This is a genomic window from Nocardia sp. NPDC059236, from assembly GCF_042754085.1.
Taxonomy (GTDB): Bacteria; Actinomycetota; Actinomycetes; order Mycobacteriales; family Mycobacteriaceae; genus Nocardia.
Genome location: NZ_JBHZAF010000021.1, coordinates 50,945 through 68,208 on the forward strand (window position 1 = coordinate 50,945; position 17,264 = coordinate 68,208).

The 17,264-nt window shown below is 67.8% G+C and carries 16 protein-coding genes; 9 read left to right on the forward strand and 7 right to left on the reverse strand.

What is annotated here, in order from left to right:
* Positions 1 to 23 precede the first annotated feature (23 nt).
* Positions 24 to 944, forward strand: a complete 921-nt coding sequence (gene nudC / locus ACFXIV_RS38110) for an NAD(+) diphosphatase (RefSeq protein WP_379401809.1) — start codon at positions 24 to 26, stop codon at positions 942 to 944.
* Between the two features lie 60 nt (positions 945 to 1,004).
* On the opposite strand, the gene ACFXIV_RS38115 is transcribed toward nudC, so the two are convergent.
* Positions 1,005 to 1,256 carry a mycoredoxin gene (locus tag ACFXIV_RS38115; RefSeq protein WP_354840418.1) on the reverse strand — a complete coding sequence of 84 codons (252 nt, stop codon included), beginning with the start codon at positions 1,254 to 1,256 and terminating at the stop codon, positions 1,005 to 1,007.
* A gap of 129 nt (positions 1,257 to 1,385) precedes the next feature.
* Here ACFXIV_RS38115 and ACFXIV_RS38120 point away from each other — a divergent pair, with 129 nt between their 5' ends.
* The 3 genes from ACFXIV_RS38120 to ACFXIV_RS38130 are packed head-to-tail and all read left to right on the forward strand — an operon-like array spanning position 1,386 to position 2,691.
* Complete coding sequence (locus tag ACFXIV_RS38120) at positions 1,386 to 1,808, forward strand: SRPBCC family protein (RefSeq protein WP_379401808.1); 423 nt, start codon at positions 1,386 to 1,388, stop codon at positions 1,806 to 1,808.
* Positions 1,805 to 2,230, forward strand: a complete 426-nt coding sequence (locus ACFXIV_RS38125) for an EVE domain-containing protein (RefSeq protein ID WP_379401807.1) — start codon at positions 1,805 to 1,807, stop codon at positions 2,228 to 2,230. Before ACFXIV_RS38120 ends, ACFXIV_RS38125 begins: the two co-directional genes overlap by 4 nt.
* Positions 2,230 to 2,691 (forward strand): MarR family winged helix-turn-helix transcriptional regulator, encoded by a 462-nt coding sequence (locus tag ACFXIV_RS38130; RefSeq protein ID WP_379401849.1) that lies wholly within the window; start codon positions 2,230 to 2,232, stop codon positions 2,689 to 2,691. The genes ACFXIV_RS38125 and ACFXIV_RS38130 overlap by 1 nt, the downstream gene beginning before the upstream one ends.
* Here the strand turns inward: ACFXIV_RS38130 and ACFXIV_RS38135 are convergent.
* The gene (locus ACFXIV_RS38135; RefSeq protein ID WP_379401806.1) at positions 2,654 to 3,871 is read right to left on the reverse strand and encodes a low temperature requirement protein A; all 1,218 of its coding nucleotides are present in this window, start codon (positions 3,869 to 3,871) and stop codon (positions 2,654 to 2,656) included. The two genes, ACFXIV_RS38130 and ACFXIV_RS38135, sit on opposite strands and share 38 nt — an antisense overlap.
* 90 nt (positions 3,872 to 3,961) lie before the next feature.
* Between ACFXIV_RS38135 and ACFXIV_RS38140 the strand changes: the two genes are divergently transcribed.
* From ACFXIV_RS38140 to ACFXIV_RS38150, 3 genes are all read left to right on the forward strand, one after another.
* Positions 3,962 to 6,118 (forward strand): ATP-dependent DNA helicase UvrD2, encoded by a 2,157-nt coding sequence (locus ACFXIV_RS38140; protein WP_379401848.1) that lies wholly within the window; start codon positions 3,962 to 3,964, stop codon positions 6,116 to 6,118.
* Between the two features lie 154 nt (positions 6,119 to 6,272).
* Complete coding sequence (locus tag ACFXIV_RS38145; RefSeq protein ID WP_379401805.1) at positions 6,273 to 6,635, forward strand: hypothetical protein; 363 nt, start codon at positions 6,273 to 6,275, stop codon at positions 6,633 to 6,635.
* A 112-nt stretch (positions 6,636 to 6,747) separates the two neighbouring features.
* Complete coding sequence (locus ACFXIV_RS38150) at positions 6,748 to 7,089, forward strand: WhiB family transcriptional regulator (RefSeq protein WP_379379392.1); 342 nt, start codon at positions 6,748 to 6,750, stop codon at positions 7,087 to 7,089.
* Positions 7,090 to 7,170: 81 nt separating this feature from the next.
* On the opposite strand, the gene ACFXIV_RS38155 is transcribed toward ACFXIV_RS38150, so the two are convergent.
* From ACFXIV_RS38155 to ACFXIV_RS38165, 3 genes are all read right to left on the reverse strand, one after another.
* On the reverse strand, positions 7,171 to 8,559 hold the full coding sequence (locus tag ACFXIV_RS38155; protein ID WP_379401847.1) for an ABC1 kinase family protein: 1,389 nt from the start codon (positions 8,557 to 8,559) through the stop codon (positions 7,171 to 7,173).
* A 44-nt stretch (positions 8,560 to 8,603) separates the two neighbouring features.
* The gene (locus ACFXIV_RS38160; RefSeq protein WP_379401804.1) at positions 8,604 to 9,464 is read right to left on the reverse strand and encodes a TOMM precursor leader peptide-binding protein; all 861 of its coding nucleotides are present in this window, start codon (positions 9,462 to 9,464) and stop codon (positions 8,604 to 8,606) included.
* Between the two features lie 111 nt (positions 9,465 to 9,575).
* On the reverse strand, positions 9,576 to 10,988 hold the full coding sequence (locus tag ACFXIV_RS38165; protein WP_379401803.1) for a zinc-dependent metalloprotease: 1,413 nt from the start codon (positions 10,986 to 10,988) through the stop codon (positions 9,576 to 9,578).
* Between the two features lie 85 nt (positions 10,989 to 11,073).
* On the opposite strand from ACFXIV_RS38165, the gene ACFXIV_RS38170 reads away from it, so the two are divergent.
* Positions 11,074 to 12,099, forward strand: coding sequence for a PDZ domain-containing protein (locus ACFXIV_RS38170; protein ID WP_379401802.1), 1,026 nt, complete (start codon positions 11,074 to 11,076; stop codon positions 12,097 to 12,099).
* Between the two features lie 6 nt (positions 12,100 to 12,105).
* On the opposite strand, the gene ACFXIV_RS38175 is transcribed toward ACFXIV_RS38170, so the two are convergent.
* A complete protein-coding gene (locus ACFXIV_RS38175; protein WP_379401801.1) occupies positions 12,106 to 12,714 on the reverse strand; it encodes a PPA1309 family protein in 609 nt (202 codons plus the stop codon).
* 179 nt (positions 12,715 to 12,893) lie between these two features.
* Between ACFXIV_RS38175 and ACFXIV_RS38180 the strand changes: the two genes are divergently transcribed.
* Positions 12,894 to 15,878: a UPF0182 family protein gene (locus ACFXIV_RS38180; protein ID WP_379401800.1), complete on the forward strand. Its 2,985-nt coding sequence runs from the start codon at positions 12,894 to 12,896 to the stop codon at positions 15,876 to 15,878.
* A 199-nt stretch (positions 15,879 to 16,077) separates the two neighbouring features.
* Here ACFXIV_RS38180 and ACFXIV_RS38185 read toward each other — a convergent pair whose 3' ends face one another.
* Positions 16,078 to 17,202 carry an Lrp/AsnC family transcriptional regulator gene (locus tag ACFXIV_RS38185; RefSeq protein WP_379401799.1) on the reverse strand — a complete coding sequence of 375 codons (1,125 nt, stop codon included), beginning with the start codon at positions 17,200 to 17,202 and terminating at the stop codon, positions 16,078 to 16,080.
* Between the last annotated feature and the right edge of the window lie 62 nt (positions 17,203 to 17,264).

The following is a 17,264-nucleotide window of genomic DNA, read 5'->3' on the forward strand; positions in this document are numbered from 1 at the left end:
TCGCGCCCGTCTAGTCTCGGGGTGTGTCAGGTTTCCAGCTGAATGCCGTTCCGGTGCTGTCCCGTACCTCACTCGACCGGGCCGAAGACCTCCGCTCCGACGAACAGGCCCTGAAAGAGGGCTGGGCCCAGGCCAAACTCCTGCGAATGAACAAGCGCGGCCAGGTCCGCGTCGACAACGGGACCGTGGTGCTCGAGCCCGCACTCACCCTCGCCCCCGAACGTGCGCCCGGGGCCGTCTTCCTCGGCGTCGACGACGGCACCCACCTGTGGGCCGTGCGCGACAACACCATCGAGGGCACGCTGGCCGACCTGCGCGCCTACGGCTCCACCCTGGACCTCGACGATTTCGGCACCGGCCTGCTCTCCACCGCCATCGCCCTGCTGAACTGGCACGACAAGGCGGCCTTCAGCGCCGTCGACGGCACCCCCACCACAGCTGCCAACGGCGGCTGGTCGCGCATCAGCGAAACCGGGCACGAGGATTTCCCGCGTACCGACCCGGCCGTCATCTGCCTCATCCACGACGGCGGCGACCGCGTGCTGCTGGCCCGCCAGCACACCTGGCCGCAGGGGTTGTTCTCGCTGCTGGCCGGTTTCGTGGAGGCGGGGGAGTCGCTGGAACGCTGCGTCGAACGCGAGATCAAGGAGGAGGTCGGCGTCGACGTCCGCGAGATCCGCTACCTGGGCAGCCAGCCCTGGCCCTTCCCGCGCTCGCTCATGCTCGGCTTCGCCGCCGTCGCCGACCCGGACCAGCCGCTGGCCTTCCACGACGGCGAGATCGCCGAGGCCTACTGGTTCACCCGCGACGAGGTGCGGGCCGCGCTGGCCGCGGGCGCGTGGGGATCGCCCACCGGGGCCACCGGCGGCGAGGCGAAACTGCTGCTGCCGGGGTCGATTTCGATCGCCCGGACCATTGTCGAATCCTGGGCCGCCGAAAGCTGATCGGGCACAACAAGAAGCCGCACACCTACTGGTGTGCGGCTTCTTTCTTCATCCCCGGGGCTAGCCGATGGCGGCCAGGGCCTCTTTCACCTGTACCAGGGTGGGGTTGGTAGCCGTCGAGCCGTCGCGGTATTTCACGGTCGGCACAACGTGATTGCCGTTGTTCACACTGCCCACGAATTCGGCGGCATCGGGGTGGTCCTCGATGTCGATCACCTCGTAGGTGATGCCGGCCTCGTCGAGCTGCTTCTTGAGGCGACGGCAGTAGCCGCACCAGGTCGTCGAGTACATGGTCAGATCGGTAGCAGTCACGGTCGGTGCAACATACTCGCCGCTGATCGTGTTCCCCGCGGAGGGTCGGTTGTGAGCCGATCGACCCTGTTCCGAACCGATCGAAGATCAGGGGTTGACGCAGAAGTACTAAGTGCGCATACTAATTGCATGACGTTCATCGCTGAAGCCTCCGCCACCTCGACCGCCACCCCCGCCGCCTTCTTCGCCAAGTGGGCCGACATGGCCACCTGGCACGAGTGGAACCAGGACACCGAATGGGCCAAGCTCGACGGCAAGTTCGAGCAGGGCGCGACCGGCGTCATCAAGCCCAAGGGCGGCCCCAAGACCAAGTTCGTCGTCACCAAGCTCACCGACACCGAATTCATCGACTCGTCCAAGCTGATCGGCGCGCGGCTGATCTTCGCCCACGAGGTCACCACCGACGGTGAGCGCACCACCGTGAAGGTCCGCATCACCATGGAAGGCCCGCTGCGCGGCCTGTGGAACAAGATCATGGGCGCCGATCTCGCCAAGTCCGTGCAGGGCGATGTCGAGGCGCTGGTCGCGGCCGCCGAGGCGGTGCTGGTATGAGCACCAGGTACTGGCTCGGGGTCGTCTCCCGCGATCATGTCCGCCGGGGTGTGGAACTCGGCTTCGCGCAGGCCAATCACGGCAAGCGCGCGGCCGTGGAACGCATGCAGGCCGGGGACGGACTGGTCTACTACTCACCCCGCACCGGCATGCGCGAGGGCGAACCGATCAAATCCTTCACCGCCATCGGCACCGTCGCCGATGGCCCGGCCTGGCAGGTCGAGGAACAGGGCGGCTGCTTCCGCCCCTGGCGGCGCGCGGTCGACTACGACCGCGCGGCCCGCCAGGTCCCCATCGACGACCTGCGCACCGAGCTCGACCTGACCAGCGTCCCCAACTGGGGGATCGTGCTGCGCCGCGGCCTGGTCGAGCTCACCGCCCACGATTTCGACCTCATCTCCCGCGCTATGGTCGGGCAGTGATGGCGAATGACGGACTGCGCACCGAATTCGAGCACGCCGACGAAAGCCCCGGTCTCTTGCTCTGGCAGGTGACCAACCGCTGGCAGGCCGCGCAACGCGCGGCACTGGCCCCCTTCGACCTGACCCACGTCCAATTCGTCCTGCTCGCCTCCCTGACCTGGCTCACCAGCCGGTCGGGCGGCGATCCCGTCACCCAGCGCGACCTCGCCGACCACGCCGCCACCGACCCCATGATGACCTCCCAGGTGCTGCGCACCCTGGAACAGAAGGGCCTGCTGGAACGGCGCGATCACCCCACCGACCGCCGCGCCAAATCCCTCGTTCCCACCGAATCCGGTGCGGCCCTGGTCAATCGGGCCATCGGCGCCGTCGAAATCTGTGACCGCGACTTCTTCGCCCCCCTCGGCGACCGCACCCCCCGCTTCACCGCGGCATTACGCCAACTCCGTGACCGCGGCTAGTCCAGGTCTCCCACAGCAGCGGCCAGAGCACCAGCACCGCCACCGCGCAGACCAGCGGCAGGGCCGTCAGATGTGAGGCGAACAGGCCGAGGAGCACGGCGAGCAGCGTGCAGGGCAGCGGCCAGGCCAGGGTCCAGCGCCAACCCGCGCCACTGCGCACGCCGCTCAGGCCGACGACCGCGAAATAGCATGCGGCACCGCCGCACAACGCCCAGCCGACACCGGTGCTCAGATGTCCGTGGGGGTGATTCATCGCCAGACCCAGGCCGGCGGCGAGGGTGGCCAGGCCGCCGGTGATGCCGCAGTGCGTGAGCATGATGCGCTGCCACGGTTCGTCGGCCGCGGCGACCGACTCGGTCATCAGGCGCGGCACGAAACCGAACAGGAGGGTCAGCGCCCACAGCCCGGCCAGGATCACGAACGCGGCGAAGGCCAGGCCCAGCACTGCGGCGGTCCACAGTTGTCCACCCAGCGCGGTGATGATGCCGATGACACCCTCGCCAAGCACGATGATCACGAACAGCCCGAGCCGCTCACCCAGGTGCGCCGGATCCGCGTGCACCGCTTCCATTTCCGTCACTCGATCGGGATCGAAGCGCGGGCTGCGCTCGGCCCGCTTCAATCGGGCGCGCAGCCGCTTGCGGGCCTCGGCCAGCATCTGCTCGCCGCTCACCGCGAACATGATCCACAGATCCAGCGCCAGGCCCGCGGCCCACAGCCAGTACTTCGCCGGTTCGCCCACCCACAGCGAGATGATCCACGGGTACACGCCGATGGTGAGCTGCACCGTCGGCCAGTCGACCACGATCTTGCCGCGACCCCACAGATGTTCGGACCCGAGCCGCACCAGTACGTAGACCGCCGCGAAGGTGGTGGCGTGCCGGTCGGGAATGCCGGGGACGGCTGCGGCCATCAGCCCCAGGCCCAGCATGGCCGCCAGCATCAGTACCACCCGCGCCTGGTCCCGAGCGATATTGCCGTACAGCGTGATGCACGCCCAGACCATCCAGAACGCCAGGTAGAGCACCACGTACAGCCCGAAGTCGCCGAGTGTCGGACCGCGGTGCAGCAGGTGCGTCAGCTGGCCGATCCCGGCGACCGCCACCAGGTCGAAGAACAATTCCATCCAACTCGCATGACGTTCGTGCGTCTCATGCGTCTCCCGCGTCTCGTCGACCACGTCCGCACGCTAACCGGACTTTTTCGCAACCGTCCAGTTTCCGTGCCACCACGCCGAGGGCCACCACACCTGTCGGAGGGCACTGTCATGATGGAGCGCGTGACTGCCGCGACCACCCAGGCCCAGCTCCGGCTCGACGACCTCGATGCCGAGCAGGCCGCGGCCGTGCGCGCACCCCGGGGACCGGTCTGTGTGCTGGCGGGCGCGGGCACCGGCAAGACGCGCACCATCACCCATCGCATCGCGCACCTGGTCTCGGCCGGGCATGTGCGCGCCGACCAGGTGCTGTCGGTGACCTTCACCGCCCGCGCGGCGGGGGAGCTGCGGAATCGGCTGCGGGCACTGGGTTTGAGCGGTGAGGCCGGGCAGGTGCAGGCGCGGACCTTCCACGCCGCCGCGCTGCGGCAGCTCAAATACTTCTGGCCGCAGGTGGTCGGCGATGTGCCGTGGCGGCTGATCGACGGCAAGTTTCCCATCGTGGCCCAGGCCGCCGGCCGGGCCGGGCTGCCCACCGACACCGACAGCCTGCGTGACCTGATCAGTGAGATCGAATGGGCCAAGGGCTCGCTCGTCGCGCCCGAGGACTATGCGGGTGAGGCGGCCCGCCGCCACCGCGATGTGCCCTACGAGGCGAAGAAGGTCTCGGCGGTCTACACCTACTACGAGGCCCTGAAGAACACCCCCGACGGGCTGCTGCTCGATTTCGACGATCTGCTGCTGCACACCGCGGCCGCGCTCGAGGAGTATTCGTCGGTGGCCGAGGAGTTCCGCGGCCGCTACCGGTGTTTCGTGGTGGACGAGTACCAGGACGTCACCCCGCTGCAGCAGCGGGTGCTCCACGCCTGGCTCGGCGATCGCGACGACCTGACCGTGGTCGGCGACGCCAACCAGACCATCTACTCCTTCACCGGGGCCAGCCCGGCCTATCTGCTCGACTTCTCCCGCCGCTTCCCCGACGCCACCGTCGTCCGCCTGGAACGCGACTATCGCTCCACCCCGCAGGTGGTGTCGCTGGCCAACCGGGTGATCGGTGCGGCCCGCGGCCGCATCGCAGGCACCCGGCTGCAGCTCATCGGCCAGCGTGCCGACGGTCCGGAACCGACCTTCGCCGAATTCGACGACGAGCCCGCCGAGGCCGCCGCCGTCGCCAAGGCGGTCGCCAAACTGCTCGGAAACGGTGTTCCCGCAGCGGAAATCGCGATCCTCTACCGCATCAACGCGCAATCGGAGGTCTACGAGCAGGCGCTCACCGAGGCGGGCATCCCGTATCAGGTGCGCGGCGGCGAGGGCTTCTTCCACCGGCCCGAGGTGCGGCAGGCGGTGTCGGCGTTGCGCACGGCCGCCAATCGCGACGACCTGCCCGATGCCCGCGGCGAGAAGCTGGTCACCCTGGTGCGCGCGGCGCTGGCCCAGGTCGGGCTCACCAGGGAGGAGCCGGTCGGCGCCCAGGCCCGCGAACGCTGGTCCTCGCTGATGGCGCTGGTCCAGCTCACCGAGGAACTCGCCGAACAGGATCCGGACCTGGAACTGACCGGCCTGCTGCGTGAGCTGGCCGCCCGCGCCGAGGCCCGGCACCCACCGACCGTGCAGGGCATCACCCTGGCCTCGCTGCACGCTGCCAAGGGTCTGGAGTGGGACGCCGTCTTCCTGGTCGGCCTGGCCGACGGCACCCTGCCCATCCAGCACGTACTCGGTCCGGACGCAACGGTTTCCGACGAGGCCGCCCTCGAGGAGGAGCGCCGCCTGCTCTACGTCGGCGTCACCCGCGCCCGGGAACACCTCCAATTGTCCTGGGCCCTGGCCCGTTCCGCGGGCGGCCGCAAGGTGCGCCGCCGCTCCCGTTTCCTCATCGGCCTGGTCCCCGACGACTCCCCGGCCTCGCGCATCGCCGCCCACACCACCGAACGCCGCAACGGTCCCAAGCGCGTCCACCCGACCTGCCGCATTTGCGGTCGGCCGCTGCTGAATACGCAGGCCACCATGCTCGGCCGCTGCTCCCGCTGCCCCGCCGACATCGACCCGGAACTGCTCGAGGCACTGAAGGAATGGCGGCGCGAGAAGGCCGAGGAACTGTCACTGCCACATTTTGTGGTGTTCAGCGATACGACCCTGACCGCCATCGCCGAACAGCGCCCGGCCGACGACCGAGCCCTGGTGGCGATCCCCGGCATCGGGGCCAAAAAACTGCAGACATACGGCGCGGATGTCCTCGCGATCGTCCGATCGCGGCTGCGGGACTCTTCCTAGCCCGTGCGAAGAATGTGTGCAAGCCCCTAAAACCGCAGGTCAAAAATAGGTTGTGCGCATCCGTATGGATACCTAGTGTGGTTCTCACGCACCGGGGAAGAACCCGCGTGTTCCAAACACTGATCGCACACGAGTGAAGGAGGGAGGCAGACCGATGAACAACATTTCGAGCTTCGTTTCGACCGGCAGCATCGCCGGCCGTCCGGCGACGGCATGCGTCATGTCCATCGCGTCCGTCTCCCGGGGGATCCTCGCGCCCAAGGGGATTCGTATGTCCGGCGTGAATGGCGATCTTGGTCTTCAGGTCTTTGCAAGCAAAGCCCAAGCGGATCAGCAGATCGTGATCAAGCAGGACAAGCCCAAGGGTGACTGGCACCCGGCTGCCGTGTACGCGGCCGTCGAAACCCTCGCAGTCGCAACCGGAACCGAGCGTCCGGTGCATCTGCTGGCAGCCCGTCCCCGCACTACCGACCCAGCGACCGTGATCAGGAGTCGACACCGAAGTCGACTCAGGTAGGGAATCACTCCCAGACCTCCTGGCCACGGATCGCGAACCCCGCGAAACCGTGGCCAAAGTTTTATCGGCCCTGCAGCCACCGGCACCGGTTTCGCGAAACACCGAACGACCGATGCACGAGCTGAAGGAGCCCGACGTGTCCACCACGGTCATCCGTGAACGAGTGACATGCCGCAACACCGTGGCCAACACGACGACCCGCACCCGCCGGGGAGTCACCATCACCCTGCCCTGCCGAGTCGGCAACCCGGACCTCTGGTTCGCCGAGGCCCCCGCCCAGCTGGAAGAGGCGAAGGCGCTGTGCGCGTCCTGCCCGATCCGCCAGGGCTGCCTGTCGGCCGCACTGGATCGCGGTGAGCCCTGGGGTGTCTGGGGCGGTGAGATCTTCGACCAGGGTGTCGTGATCGCCCGCAAGCGCCCGCGTGGCCGCCCGCGCAAGGTCGCGGTGGCATGACCGCCCCGGCTTCCGGGGGAGTAGAACGCATACGACCCGCTTACCAGACGGTAGGCGGGTCGTTTTGCGTCGCAGGGGAATTCAGCTCGCGGCGCCGAGGGTCTCGACGTAGCCGGGGACCCAGTCGTTCATGAGCTTCATGAAGGGGATTTCGGCGTCGAGCTGGGCGCAGATCCCTACCGAGCCGCCGAGGACTCGGAAGATCATCACGTGTTCCGCCGGGAGTTGCAGGGAGCGAGCGGTTTTCATCATGTCGGCGTTGGAGATGTCGGTGGCCTTGCCCGCCACGCGCTGCATCCACCGGCGGGTGAAGTGGAAGGTTTCGGTTTTGATGGGGTCGGTGAAGGGTCGCAGGTAGTCCTGGATCTCCTGGATGCTCACGGTCTTGCCCGGGATGACCCAGCCGTTGTCGTGCAGCAGCGCCGTCAGTTCGTCGTAACGCTGCTGGACCTCGAGCGCCACCATCTGGCCCAGGATCTTGGGGAAGCCATTGGGCAGGGGAGCGCAGGCACCGTAGTCGATGACCGCGAGGCGGCCGTCCTCGAGCACCATGAAGTTGCCCGGATGCGGATCGGCGTGCAGCAGGCCCGCGATCGACGGTGAGCTGAAATGGAATTCGCCCATCAGCGAGGCCGTCCGATTGCGCAGGTCGACCGTGCCGGCCGGGTCCGCCATACCGCGCTGAATGATCTTCGAGACCGGGGTGGCATTGTCCAGCCACTCGGTGACGATCACCTTCGGTGCGCTGGCCACCACCTTCGGCACGAGGAAGCGCGGGTGCCCCTCGTAGGCCCGGGCGAACTGGCGCTGATGCCCGGCCTCGATCCGGTAGTCCAGCTCCTCCTCGGTGCGCTCACTGATCTCGGCGAGGATCGGCTTGATGTCGGCGCCCGGAATGAGCGCGCTCATCATGCCCGCCATCCGGTTGAGCGTCTTGAGATCGGCCCGCAGCGCCTCGTCGGCGCCCGGGTACTGCACCTTCACCGCGACCACCCGGCCGTCGGACCAGATCGCCTTGTGCACCTGGCCGATGCTGGCCGAGGCGGTGGGCGCGTCGTCGAATTCCCGGAAGCGTTGCCGCCAGCCGGTTCCCAGCTGCTGGTCCAGCTGCCGGTGCACGGCCGCGGCCGGCATGGGCGGCGCGGCGGCCTGCAGCTTGGTGAGCGCCTCGCGATAGTGCTCGCCGAACTCCTCCGGGACGGCGGCCTCCATCACCGACAGCGCCTGACCGAACTTCATGGCGCCGCCCTTGAGCTCACCGAGCACGGCGAAGAGCTGTTCGGCGGCCTTCTGATTCAGCTCGGCGTTGATCTCCTGCTTGTCTCCCCCGGCAAGTTTGCGGCCGAAACCCACGGCCGCCCGCCCTGCGATGCCGAGTGGAATCTTGGCCAGCTTGGCATTGCGGGAAGAGCGCTTGCTCACAATCTCTGACACGTTCCCATCATGCCGATGTCCCAGACGGTCCGCCATGGGATTGGGGTGTTCTTCCGGGTTGGCGGCGATAGTGGTTTCCATCACACCACGGCGCTTTCATGGCAACCGCAGTTCGGATGGACGGGCCACGGACGCCGATCCAGGTGCGGAATCTCCGGATCCAATTCGAGCGTGGCATGCAGCGTGGCCGGTGGCCGCTCCGCCCGGCCGAAGGACACGGTCTCGATCTCCTTCAGCGCCAGCGCCGCGGTCATGGCCACCCCCGCCGGGGATGCGTACCCGACCCGCCCCAGCAACTGCGCCGCCAGTTGCGGCCACGCCGGTTCGGACTCGGCGCGATACATGTCCGCGCAACGCAGGCAACCGGTTTCGCCCGGCAGCACCAGCGGGCCGACGATCCCGCGCCCATCGCGGATACGGACCTGCAGATGGGGAATGCGGCGGCGCATGAGCGCGGCCACCAGGGCCGGATCCGGGACCAGGGTGTCGGACAGCACGAGCAGATCCGGCCGATCCGCCTCCAGACTCTCGATGCCCGGCTCTCCGCAGCGCGCGTGGGAGTGCTTGGCCCGCAGGCCGATTCGGCGCAGGCCGTCCAGCAGTGCGTCCGCCAGCGGCCCGCGGCCGTGGACCCGCACCTTCCGCAATCGTGCCCGCGGCTCATCCGCGGCCAGTAGCTCCGCGGCCGCCATCTGCCCGAGCAGCGACTGCGCGATATCGGTCCCGAATCCCAATTCCCGGGCCTGCCAGAGAATCTCGGCCTCGGTGCGGGACCCGTCCAGTAGCCGCAGCAGCGCGGGCACCGCCTCGATCGGCCCCGGCGGTTGCAGGATGACCGCGTGCTCGGGATCCCAGCCGAGCTGGACCGCGCCATTCGGGCGCACCAGCACGGTGATTCGGGGATGGAGCATCGGTCCACGGGTCGGCAGCACAGTCGTCATGCCATCAGCGTGCATGCTCCCGGAAACGCCGAAACCCGCGAAAACGCTAGTTCATCAGCGCTTTCACGGGTTATCCACAACTCGGGTCAGGGCCTTGCACCCATCCACAGGTCAGGCGGTGGCGTCGCCCTCGGGCTTGTCGCCGGTAGCATCCTCGCCCTTGCCTTCCTTTTCGGCGCGCTCCCGCGCCTCCGTCTCGGCCAGCTGCGCCAGCGGATCGTCGAACACCGCCGCGCCGCCGCCCAGCACCGAATCGATGAAGCCCGCCGGGGCGTCCAGGTCGGAGGAGTCGGGCAGCAGGTCCGGGTGCGCCCACACGCCGTCGCGCTTCTCCAGCCCCGCGTCGGTGGTCAGCCGCCGCCACAGGGCCGCGGCCTCGCGCACCTTGCGCGGCCGCAGCTCCAGGCCGACGAGAGTGGCGAAGGTCTGCTCGGCCGGCCCGCCGGTGGCGCGACGACGGCGCAGCGTCTCGGCCAGCGCGCCCGCACCGGGCAGCCGATCGCCCACGGCGTCGGTGACCACGGTCTCCACCCAGCCCTCGATCAAGGCCAGCAGCGTCTCCAGTCGCTCCAGCGCGGCCTTCTGTTCGGGGGTGGTCTGCGGTTCGAACGTGCCCTGCGACAGCAGCTCTTCCAGCTTCGACGGATCCTGCGCCAGCGCCATGGGATCCAGGTTCTGGGCGGCCTGCTCGATGGCCGAGAAGTCCATCTTGATGCCGCGGGCGTAGTCCTCGACCGCGCCCAGCACCTGCTGGCGCAGCCACGGCACGTGCGCGAACAGCCGCTGGTGCGCGGCCTCGCGGGCGGACAGGTAGACCAGGATCTCGCTCTCCGGCTGCTCGAGCCCGGCGCTGAATTCCGAGATGGCCGCGGGCAGCAGTGCCGCGGTGCCGTCGGGACCCAGCGGCAGGCCGATGTCGGTGGAGGTCAGCACCTCCTTGGCGAGCTGGCCCAGGGCCTGGCCCAGCTGCGAACCGAATGCGAGTCCGCCCATCTGGCCGAGCATTCCGAACATCGGCGCCGCGAATTCCTTGGCCTCGGCCGGGAGTGTGGCGGTCCACATGCCCGAAACCTGTTCGGCCACCGGATCACACAGCCGCTTCCAGGTGGGCAGCGTCTCCTCGATCCAGTCGTTGGCGGTCCACGCGACGGTCTTGGTCGCGCCCGCGGGGAAGGTGGTGGCGGCGTCGAGCCACAGCTCCGCCAGGTGCGCCGCGTCGGCGACCGCGCGCTGCGCGCCGGCCGAGACGGGCGGGACACTGGACCCGAGCTGCTGGCGGGCCAGCCGCTTGGCGATGTCGTAATTGACCGGACCGGTCTGTGCGCCCGGCTGTCCCATGCTCGAGAACATGGCACCCAGCTGCGTCAGCATCTGACCGAGTTGCGAGGGATCGAATCCGCCGCCGCCCGGACCGCCCATGGCGAATCCGAACGGGTTGTTCGCACCAGAATCGCTGGACTCGTCCCCGGGCTTGCGCTCCGGATCGTCGTCGCGATTCGAGAATCCGAACGGAAAATCACTCATACCCACTACGGTACTGGAGCCGCGGATCACGCGAACCGCCGAGCGGAGCGCGGCAATGGCCTCGATGACCAGTACCCTTGGCCGCGTGAACCGTCGGATATTCACCCTGCTCGCCGCTCTGATCCCGATTCTGGCGCTGGGCATACTGGGCAGTGTCGTCACCGTTCCGTTCGTGGCGCTCGGACCAGGGCCGACCTTCAATACGCTGGGCGAAGTCGACGGAAAACAGGTGGTCGACGTGCAGGGCGCGGCGGTCAAACCGGTGTCCGGCAATCTCAATATGACGACCGTCTCCGTTCGCGATCGGCTGAATATTTTCGAGGCGATCGGCTTGTGGATCGACGGCCAGCACGGTTTGGTGCCGCGCGCGGAGGTCTATCCGCCGGGACAGTCGCGTGATGATGTCGACAAATCCAATCAGCAGCAGTTCAAGGATTCCGAGGACTCCGCGGAATTGGCGGCCCTCAACTATCTGAAGCTGCCGACCGCGGTGCAGCTGGCGAATGTCGCCGACGACGGCCCGGCCAAGGACATGCTGAAGAAGGGCGACGAGATCGTCAGCATCGACGGTAAGCCGATCGCCACCACCAAAGACGTTGTGACCGCGGTCTCCTCGGCCAAGCCCGGCACCACCGTCCCCGTGGTGGTCCGCCGCGACGGCGTCGAGCAGACCGCCGAGATCACCCTGGGCGCGCGCCCCGACGATTCCGGTAAGGGCTACCTCGGCATCACTCCCGACGAGATCAACAAGGGCCCGATCAAGGTCGACTTCAACCTCGGCGAGATCGGCGGCCCGTCGGCGGGCCTCATGTTCACCCTGGCCCTCATCGACAAGCTCACCACCGGTGACCTGTCCGGCGGCAAGTTCGTCGCGGGCACCGGCACCATCGACCCCGACGGCAAGGTCGGCCCGATCGGCGGCATCCAGTACAAGATGATCGCCGCCCGCGAAGCCGGCGCCGAGACCTTCATGGTCCCCGCCGCCAACTGCAACGAGGCCGCTCAGCGCACGCCCGCTGGCCTGCGCCTGGTCAAGGTCGAAAACCTGTCCGGCGCAGTCCAATCGCTCGAGGACATCAACGCGGGCAAGGAAGTCACCAGCTGCGGCTGACCTCGTTCAGAAGTCGTCGGGATCGTTCTCCAGCGTGTGACGCAGGGCTTCGACGAGATTCGGTGCGAGGTTGGGGGCGGTGCGCAGATCGAGGTCGGCGAAGGGATCCTCGTCCTCATCGCTGGGGCGGACCTGCAGCAGCGACAGCGAGGTGCCGTCGCGCAGGACACCGACGAACAGGCGGGCGTCGCGGCGCTCGGCGTGGGTCATGGCCGCGCGGCGGGCGGCCTGGTCGGCGGCGTCGCGGTCGGCGAGCAGGGGAGCGATGGCATCGTCGAGGGTCTGCTCGGCGGCCGGCGGCAGCACCACGATCTGCTGTACGAGCACACAGCCCGCGACCGACGGCGGCCAGCTGGTGGTGGCGAGGAACTCGTCGAGCGCCATGGCGTCGGCCTCGCCCGCGATGTCCTCGGGGAAGGGTTCCTGCGCAATGGGAGTCAGGGCGTCCTGCTCGTCCAGCTGATCCAGCAGTCCGGGTTCGGCGGCGGCCAGATCCGCGGTCGGTACCAGGGCGAACATCTGCGGAGGGCGGTCCCAGCCCTCGCCGTCGACATATTCCGCGACTTCCCGGATACACCGGTACAGGGCCGAGGCCGCCCACTGCTCAGGATTCACCCGGCAATCCTCGCATCCCGCTCGTGTCCGGCGTACGCGGCAGGTGTTGGGCCGCGCGGCGGGCGTTTTACGTAGAGTGGGGCGCGAACGGTCCCCTGGGACCAACTCGCATCATCGGACTGCGACGCTGCGTGCCGGTATCCCGGCCGGGGCGTCGCCGGACCTGGGAGAGTGGCATCGTGGGCATGCGCCCCCCGACCGGCTTACCTTCGCTGTCGCGACGCAGCCGCATTCTGCTCGTCACTGCGCTGGTGCTGGCCGCCCTGTTACTGGTCGGGCCCCGGCTCACCGACGCCTACACCAACTGGTTGTGGTTCGGGGAGGTGGGATTCCGCAACGTCTACACCACCGTGTTGTTCACCCGGATCCTGTTGTTCCTGGTGGTCGCGGTGGTCGTGGCCGTCATCATCTGGCTGGCGCTACTGCTGGCGTACCGGTCGCGTCCGGTCTTCGTGCCGGCGAACGGACCCGCCGATCCGATAGCCCGCTACCGGACCACGGTGATGAGCCGGCTGCGTCTGTTCGGTATCGGCATCCCGGTACTCATCGGCGTGCTGTCGGGTCTGGTGGCGCAGTCGAGCTGGGTGACGGTGCAGCTGTTCCTGCACGGCAGCTCCTTCGGGGTCAAGGATCCGCAGTTCCATCTGGATGTCGGCTTCTACGCCTTCGATCTGCCGTTCTATCGGATGGTGCTGAACTGGCTGTTCGTCTCCGTGGTGATCGCTTTCTTCGCGAACCTGGTGGCGCACTACGTCTTCGGCGGGCTGCGGCTGTCCGGCCGCGAGGGCACGCTGAGCACCTCGGCGCGCGTGCAGCTGGCCATCCTGGCCGGACTCTTCGTGCTGCTCAAGGCGGTCGCGTACTGGCTGGACCGCTACGCGCTGCTGTCGAGCACCCGCAAGGAGCCGACCTTCACCGGTGGCTCCTACACCGATATCAACGCGGTACTGCCGGCCAAGCTGATCCTGCTGTCCATCGCGGTCATCTGCGCCATCGCCTTCTTCGCCGGAGTCGTGCTGCGCGACCTGCGGATTCCGGCCATGGCGGCGGCGCTGCTGGTGCTGTCCTCGGTGCTGGTGGGCGCGGTGTGGCCGCTGCTGGTGGAGCAGTTCTCGGTGCGCCCGAACGCGGCCACCAAGGAACAGGCCTACATCGAGCGCAATATCGAGGCCACCCGCGAGGCCTACGGGCTCACCTCCGACAAGGTCGAGTACGTCAACTACAAGGGTGAGGCGACCAAGGACCCGGTCGCGGTGCCCGCCGACCAGCAGACCATCAAGAACATCCGGCTGCTGGACCCGAACCTGCTGACCCAGACCTTCATTCAGCGCAACCTGCAGCTGCAGAACTTCTACGGCTTCCCGGACCCGCTGGACATCGACCGCTACACCATCAATGGTGAGATGGGCGATTACATCGTCGCCGCGCGCGAGCTGCAGCCGCAGAACCTGTCCGGTAACCAGACCGACTGGATCAACAAGCACACCGTGTACACGCACGGCAACGGCTTCGTGGCCTCGCCCGCCAACAAGGTGAACGCGGCCCCGCCCAAGGAATCCCAGCAGGCCGGGCAGTCCGCGGGCAGCGATTCCGGTGGCGGCTACGGCTATCCGGTGTTCAATGTCGGCGACCTGTCCACGGTCAGCGACCTGTTCACCGACAAGGCCAAGGAGGCCATCCCGGTCGATCAGCCGCGCATCTACTACGGCGAGCTGATCTCCAAGTCGGATGCCGACTACGCGATCGTCGGCAGCAACAACCAGCCCAAGCGCGAATACGACACCCCCACCGACCAGTTCACCTACGACGGCGCGGGCGGCGTGCCGCTCGGCAACTGGTTCAACCGGCTGGCCTTCGCGGCCAAGTACGCCGAGCGCAACATCCTGTTCTCGGGCGCCATCGGACCGGATTCGAAGATCATCTTCAATCGCAATCCGCGCGACCGCGTCACCCAGGTGGCGCCGTGGCTGACCGCCGACGGCGATGTGTACCCGGCCGTGGTGAAGGGCCGCATCGTCTGGATCGTGGACGCCTACACCACCCTCGACAACTTCCCGTACGCGCAGAAGACCTCGCTGGACGGCGTCGTCGAGGACTCCATCGACCAGACCACGGGGCGTCTACTACCCCGCAAGGAGGTCTCCTACATCCGGAACTCGGTGAAGGCCACCGTCGATGCGTACGACGGCACCGTCAGCCTGTATGAGGTGGACAAGACCGATCCGGTGCTGAAGGCGTGGATGGGTGTGTTCCCGAACGCGGTGAAGCCGGAGAGCGCCATCTCCGACGAGCTGCGCGCGCACTTCCGCTACCCGGAGGACCTGTTCAAGGTGCAGCGCGAGATGCTGGCGAAGTACCACGTGGACGATCCGCGAGAGTTCTTCACCAACAACGCCTTCTGGTCGGTGCCCAATGATCCGACCCAGGAGGGCGCGGCCAGCGGGGCGCATCAACCGCCGTACTACGTTCTGCTCGGTGATACGAAGACCGGTAAGTCGCAGTTCAACCTGACCAGCGTGATGGTGGGTTACAAGCGCAACTTCCTGTCCGCCTACATCCAGGCGCATTCGGATCCCGACAACTACGGCAAGATCACCGTTTTGAAGCTGCCCGCGGATTCACAGACGCCGGGCCCGGGCCAGACGCAGACGTCCATGACGACGGCCGATCAAGTGTCCCGAGACCGGAACCTGCTGACCGGTGGCAATGTCAACAAGATCAAATACGGCAATCTGCTGACCCTGCCGGTCGGTGACGGCGGCATCCTGTACGTCGAACCCTGGTACCTGGAACGCAATACCGGCGGACCCAACGCGCCGTCCTTCCCGCAGCTGGTGAAGGTGCTGGCCAGCTACCGCGACAAGGTCGGTTACGGATCGACGGTCAAGGAAGCGCTCGACCAGGTGCTGCCCGGAACCGGCAGCGCCGCAACCGATCAGCCGGGACAGGCGGCCACTCCGCCGGCCCCGGGCGCGACGCCGCCGGCCACACCGGCGACACCCCCGGTCACCGGGTCCGCCGGTAGGGATGCGGCGGTCAAGCAACTCGACGACGCCTTGAAGGCGGTTCAGGACGCGCAGAAGTCCGGCGACCTGGGCCAACTGGGCAAGGCGCTGGAGCAATTGCAGACCGCCGTGAACAACTACGAGAAGACGGGCGGGTAACTGACCCGTTAGCGCGAGGCGCTGTCACCTGTGGGTGACAGCGCCTTTCGCATTCCTGGGCTCGATGACTCGCGGTGCGGTCGCGGACCGCGGGGTTGTCCGCGCGCGCCTCGGCGACCTTGCGGGCGGGGGTGTATCGCGCATCCTTCCGGCTCGTGTTGCGTGCCGAGGCAGCGGTGTGGCTGGGGCGCTTCAGATTTCAGTGACCCGGCCGAGAGGTAAGCGTAGTGGGAGGCGCGGTCGACTTGACCGTGTAGAGGACCGGGGTGGTCTCGAGCGCGTGGATGGCGTCGAAGGATCCCAGACGGCGAGTCAGATAGCGGTGCAGTGCGGCCGGGTCGGGGCAGAGGGCCTCGGCGATCAGGTTGGTGCGGCCGGTCGTGGCGGCGACGAACGCCAATTCCTCGTGCTGGGAGAGGGATTCGGCGACCGCGTCGAGCTGACCCGGAGCGACGGTTGCCCACAGCAGGGCGCGGGTGGTGACGCCGAAGACGCGATCGTCGATGTCGACATCCAGATAGAGCGCGCCGGCAGCACGCAGGTCGGCGATGCGTCGCGCCACCGTGGACTGTGACCAGCCGGTGGCGGCAGCCAGGTCCGCCAAGGTCGCGCGGCCGTCGGCACGCAATGCGGAGAACAGTGGCGCGTCGGTGGGGGAGACCGGCTTGTGAACGCCGGCCCGGGAATTCGGTTGCCGGCCGGTACCGGACGAGTCTGAGCCGTGCATCTCGGCGCGCCCGGTTGATCCGTGCGTCTCGGTCGTCGCAACCGAGTGGCCGTTGTCGGCGGAAGAGATCGCTGCGGCCGGGGCAGACGGCGAATCAGGGCTGAAAATGTTGTGTGGCAGTAGTTTCCGACGTTGTTCGGCGTCCAGCGTGGTGAGTCGACCGGGCCAGGCGGTCGGGCCGCCGAGGTAGGTGTGCAGTACGTAGTGCGCGGAAATTCCGGTGATCGCCGAGGTTCGGGGAAGGTCGTCGAGCAGCAGCGCGGGTGCGTCGGGACCGGGGCCGTCGACAATGAGGAAGATTTCGGTGCCGCCGGAGGTGAGCATCACCCAGCTGGTGTCGCCGCGTCTCGCCAAGGCGTGCGCCAATTTTCGCGCGGCCGCCGGGGTGCAGGTGAGCCGGACCAGCCACTGGGTGGTGCTGGTGCGCCCCGGGTCCGGCAGCCCGACCACCCGCAGCCCGAACTCCGCCCGCAGGCGGCGGTAGCGGCGGGCGACGGTCTGGGTCGAGACACCGAGCACCTCGCCGATGCGGTTGAAGGGCGCGCGTCCATCGATGTGCAGGGCGTGGACAACGCCGCGATCCACCTCATCCAGCATGGAAGAAATCCTCGCAGATCAGGCTGATACGGAAAATATCCGCAATCCAATGGCACTGGATA

What these genes read in the sequence shown, in the direction of transcription:
- ACFXIV_RS38130 (WP_379401849.1), top strand. Translation starts at nt 2,230, where the DNA reads ATGGCGAATGACGGACTGCGCACCGAATTCGAGCACGCCGACGAAAGC.
- ACFXIV_RS38185 (WP_379401799.1), bottom strand. Translation starts at nt 17,202, where the DNA reads ATGCTGGATGAGGTGGATCGCGGCGTTGTCCACGCCCTGCACATCGAT.
- ACFXIV_RS38145 (WP_379401805.1), top strand. Translation starts at nt 6,273, where the DNA reads ATGAACAACATTTCGAGCTTCGTTTCGACCGGCAGCATCGCCGGCCGT.
- ACFXIV_RS38165 (WP_379401803.1), bottom strand. Translation starts at nt 10,988, where the DNA reads ATGAGTGATTTTCCGTTCGGATTCTCGAATCGCGACGACGATCCGGAG.
- ACFXIV_RS38155 (WP_379401847.1), bottom strand. Translation starts at nt 8,559, where the DNA reads ATGGCGGACCGTCTGGGACATCGGCATGATGGGAACGTGTCAGAGATT.
- ACFXIV_RS38140 (WP_379401848.1), top strand. Translation starts at nt 3,962, where the DNA reads ATGGAGCGCGTGACTGCCGCGACCACCCAGGCCCAGCTCCGGCTCGAC.
- ACFXIV_RS38160 (WP_379401804.1), bottom strand. Translation starts at nt 9,464, where the DNA reads ATGACGACTGTGCTGCCGACCCGTGGACCGATGCTCCATCCCCGAATC.
- ACFXIV_RS38150 (WP_379379392.1), top strand. Translation starts at nt 6,748, where the DNA reads ATGCACGAGCTGAAGGAGCCCGACGTGTCCACCACGGTCATCCGTGAA.
- ACFXIV_RS38125 (WP_379401807.1), top strand. Translation starts at nt 1,805, where the DNA reads ATGAGCACCAGGTACTGGCTCGGGGTCGTCTCCCGCGATCATGTCCGC.
- ACFXIV_RS38120 (WP_379401808.1), top strand. Translation starts at nt 1,386, where the DNA reads ATGACGTTCATCGCTGAAGCCTCCGCCACCTCGACCGCCACCCCCGCC.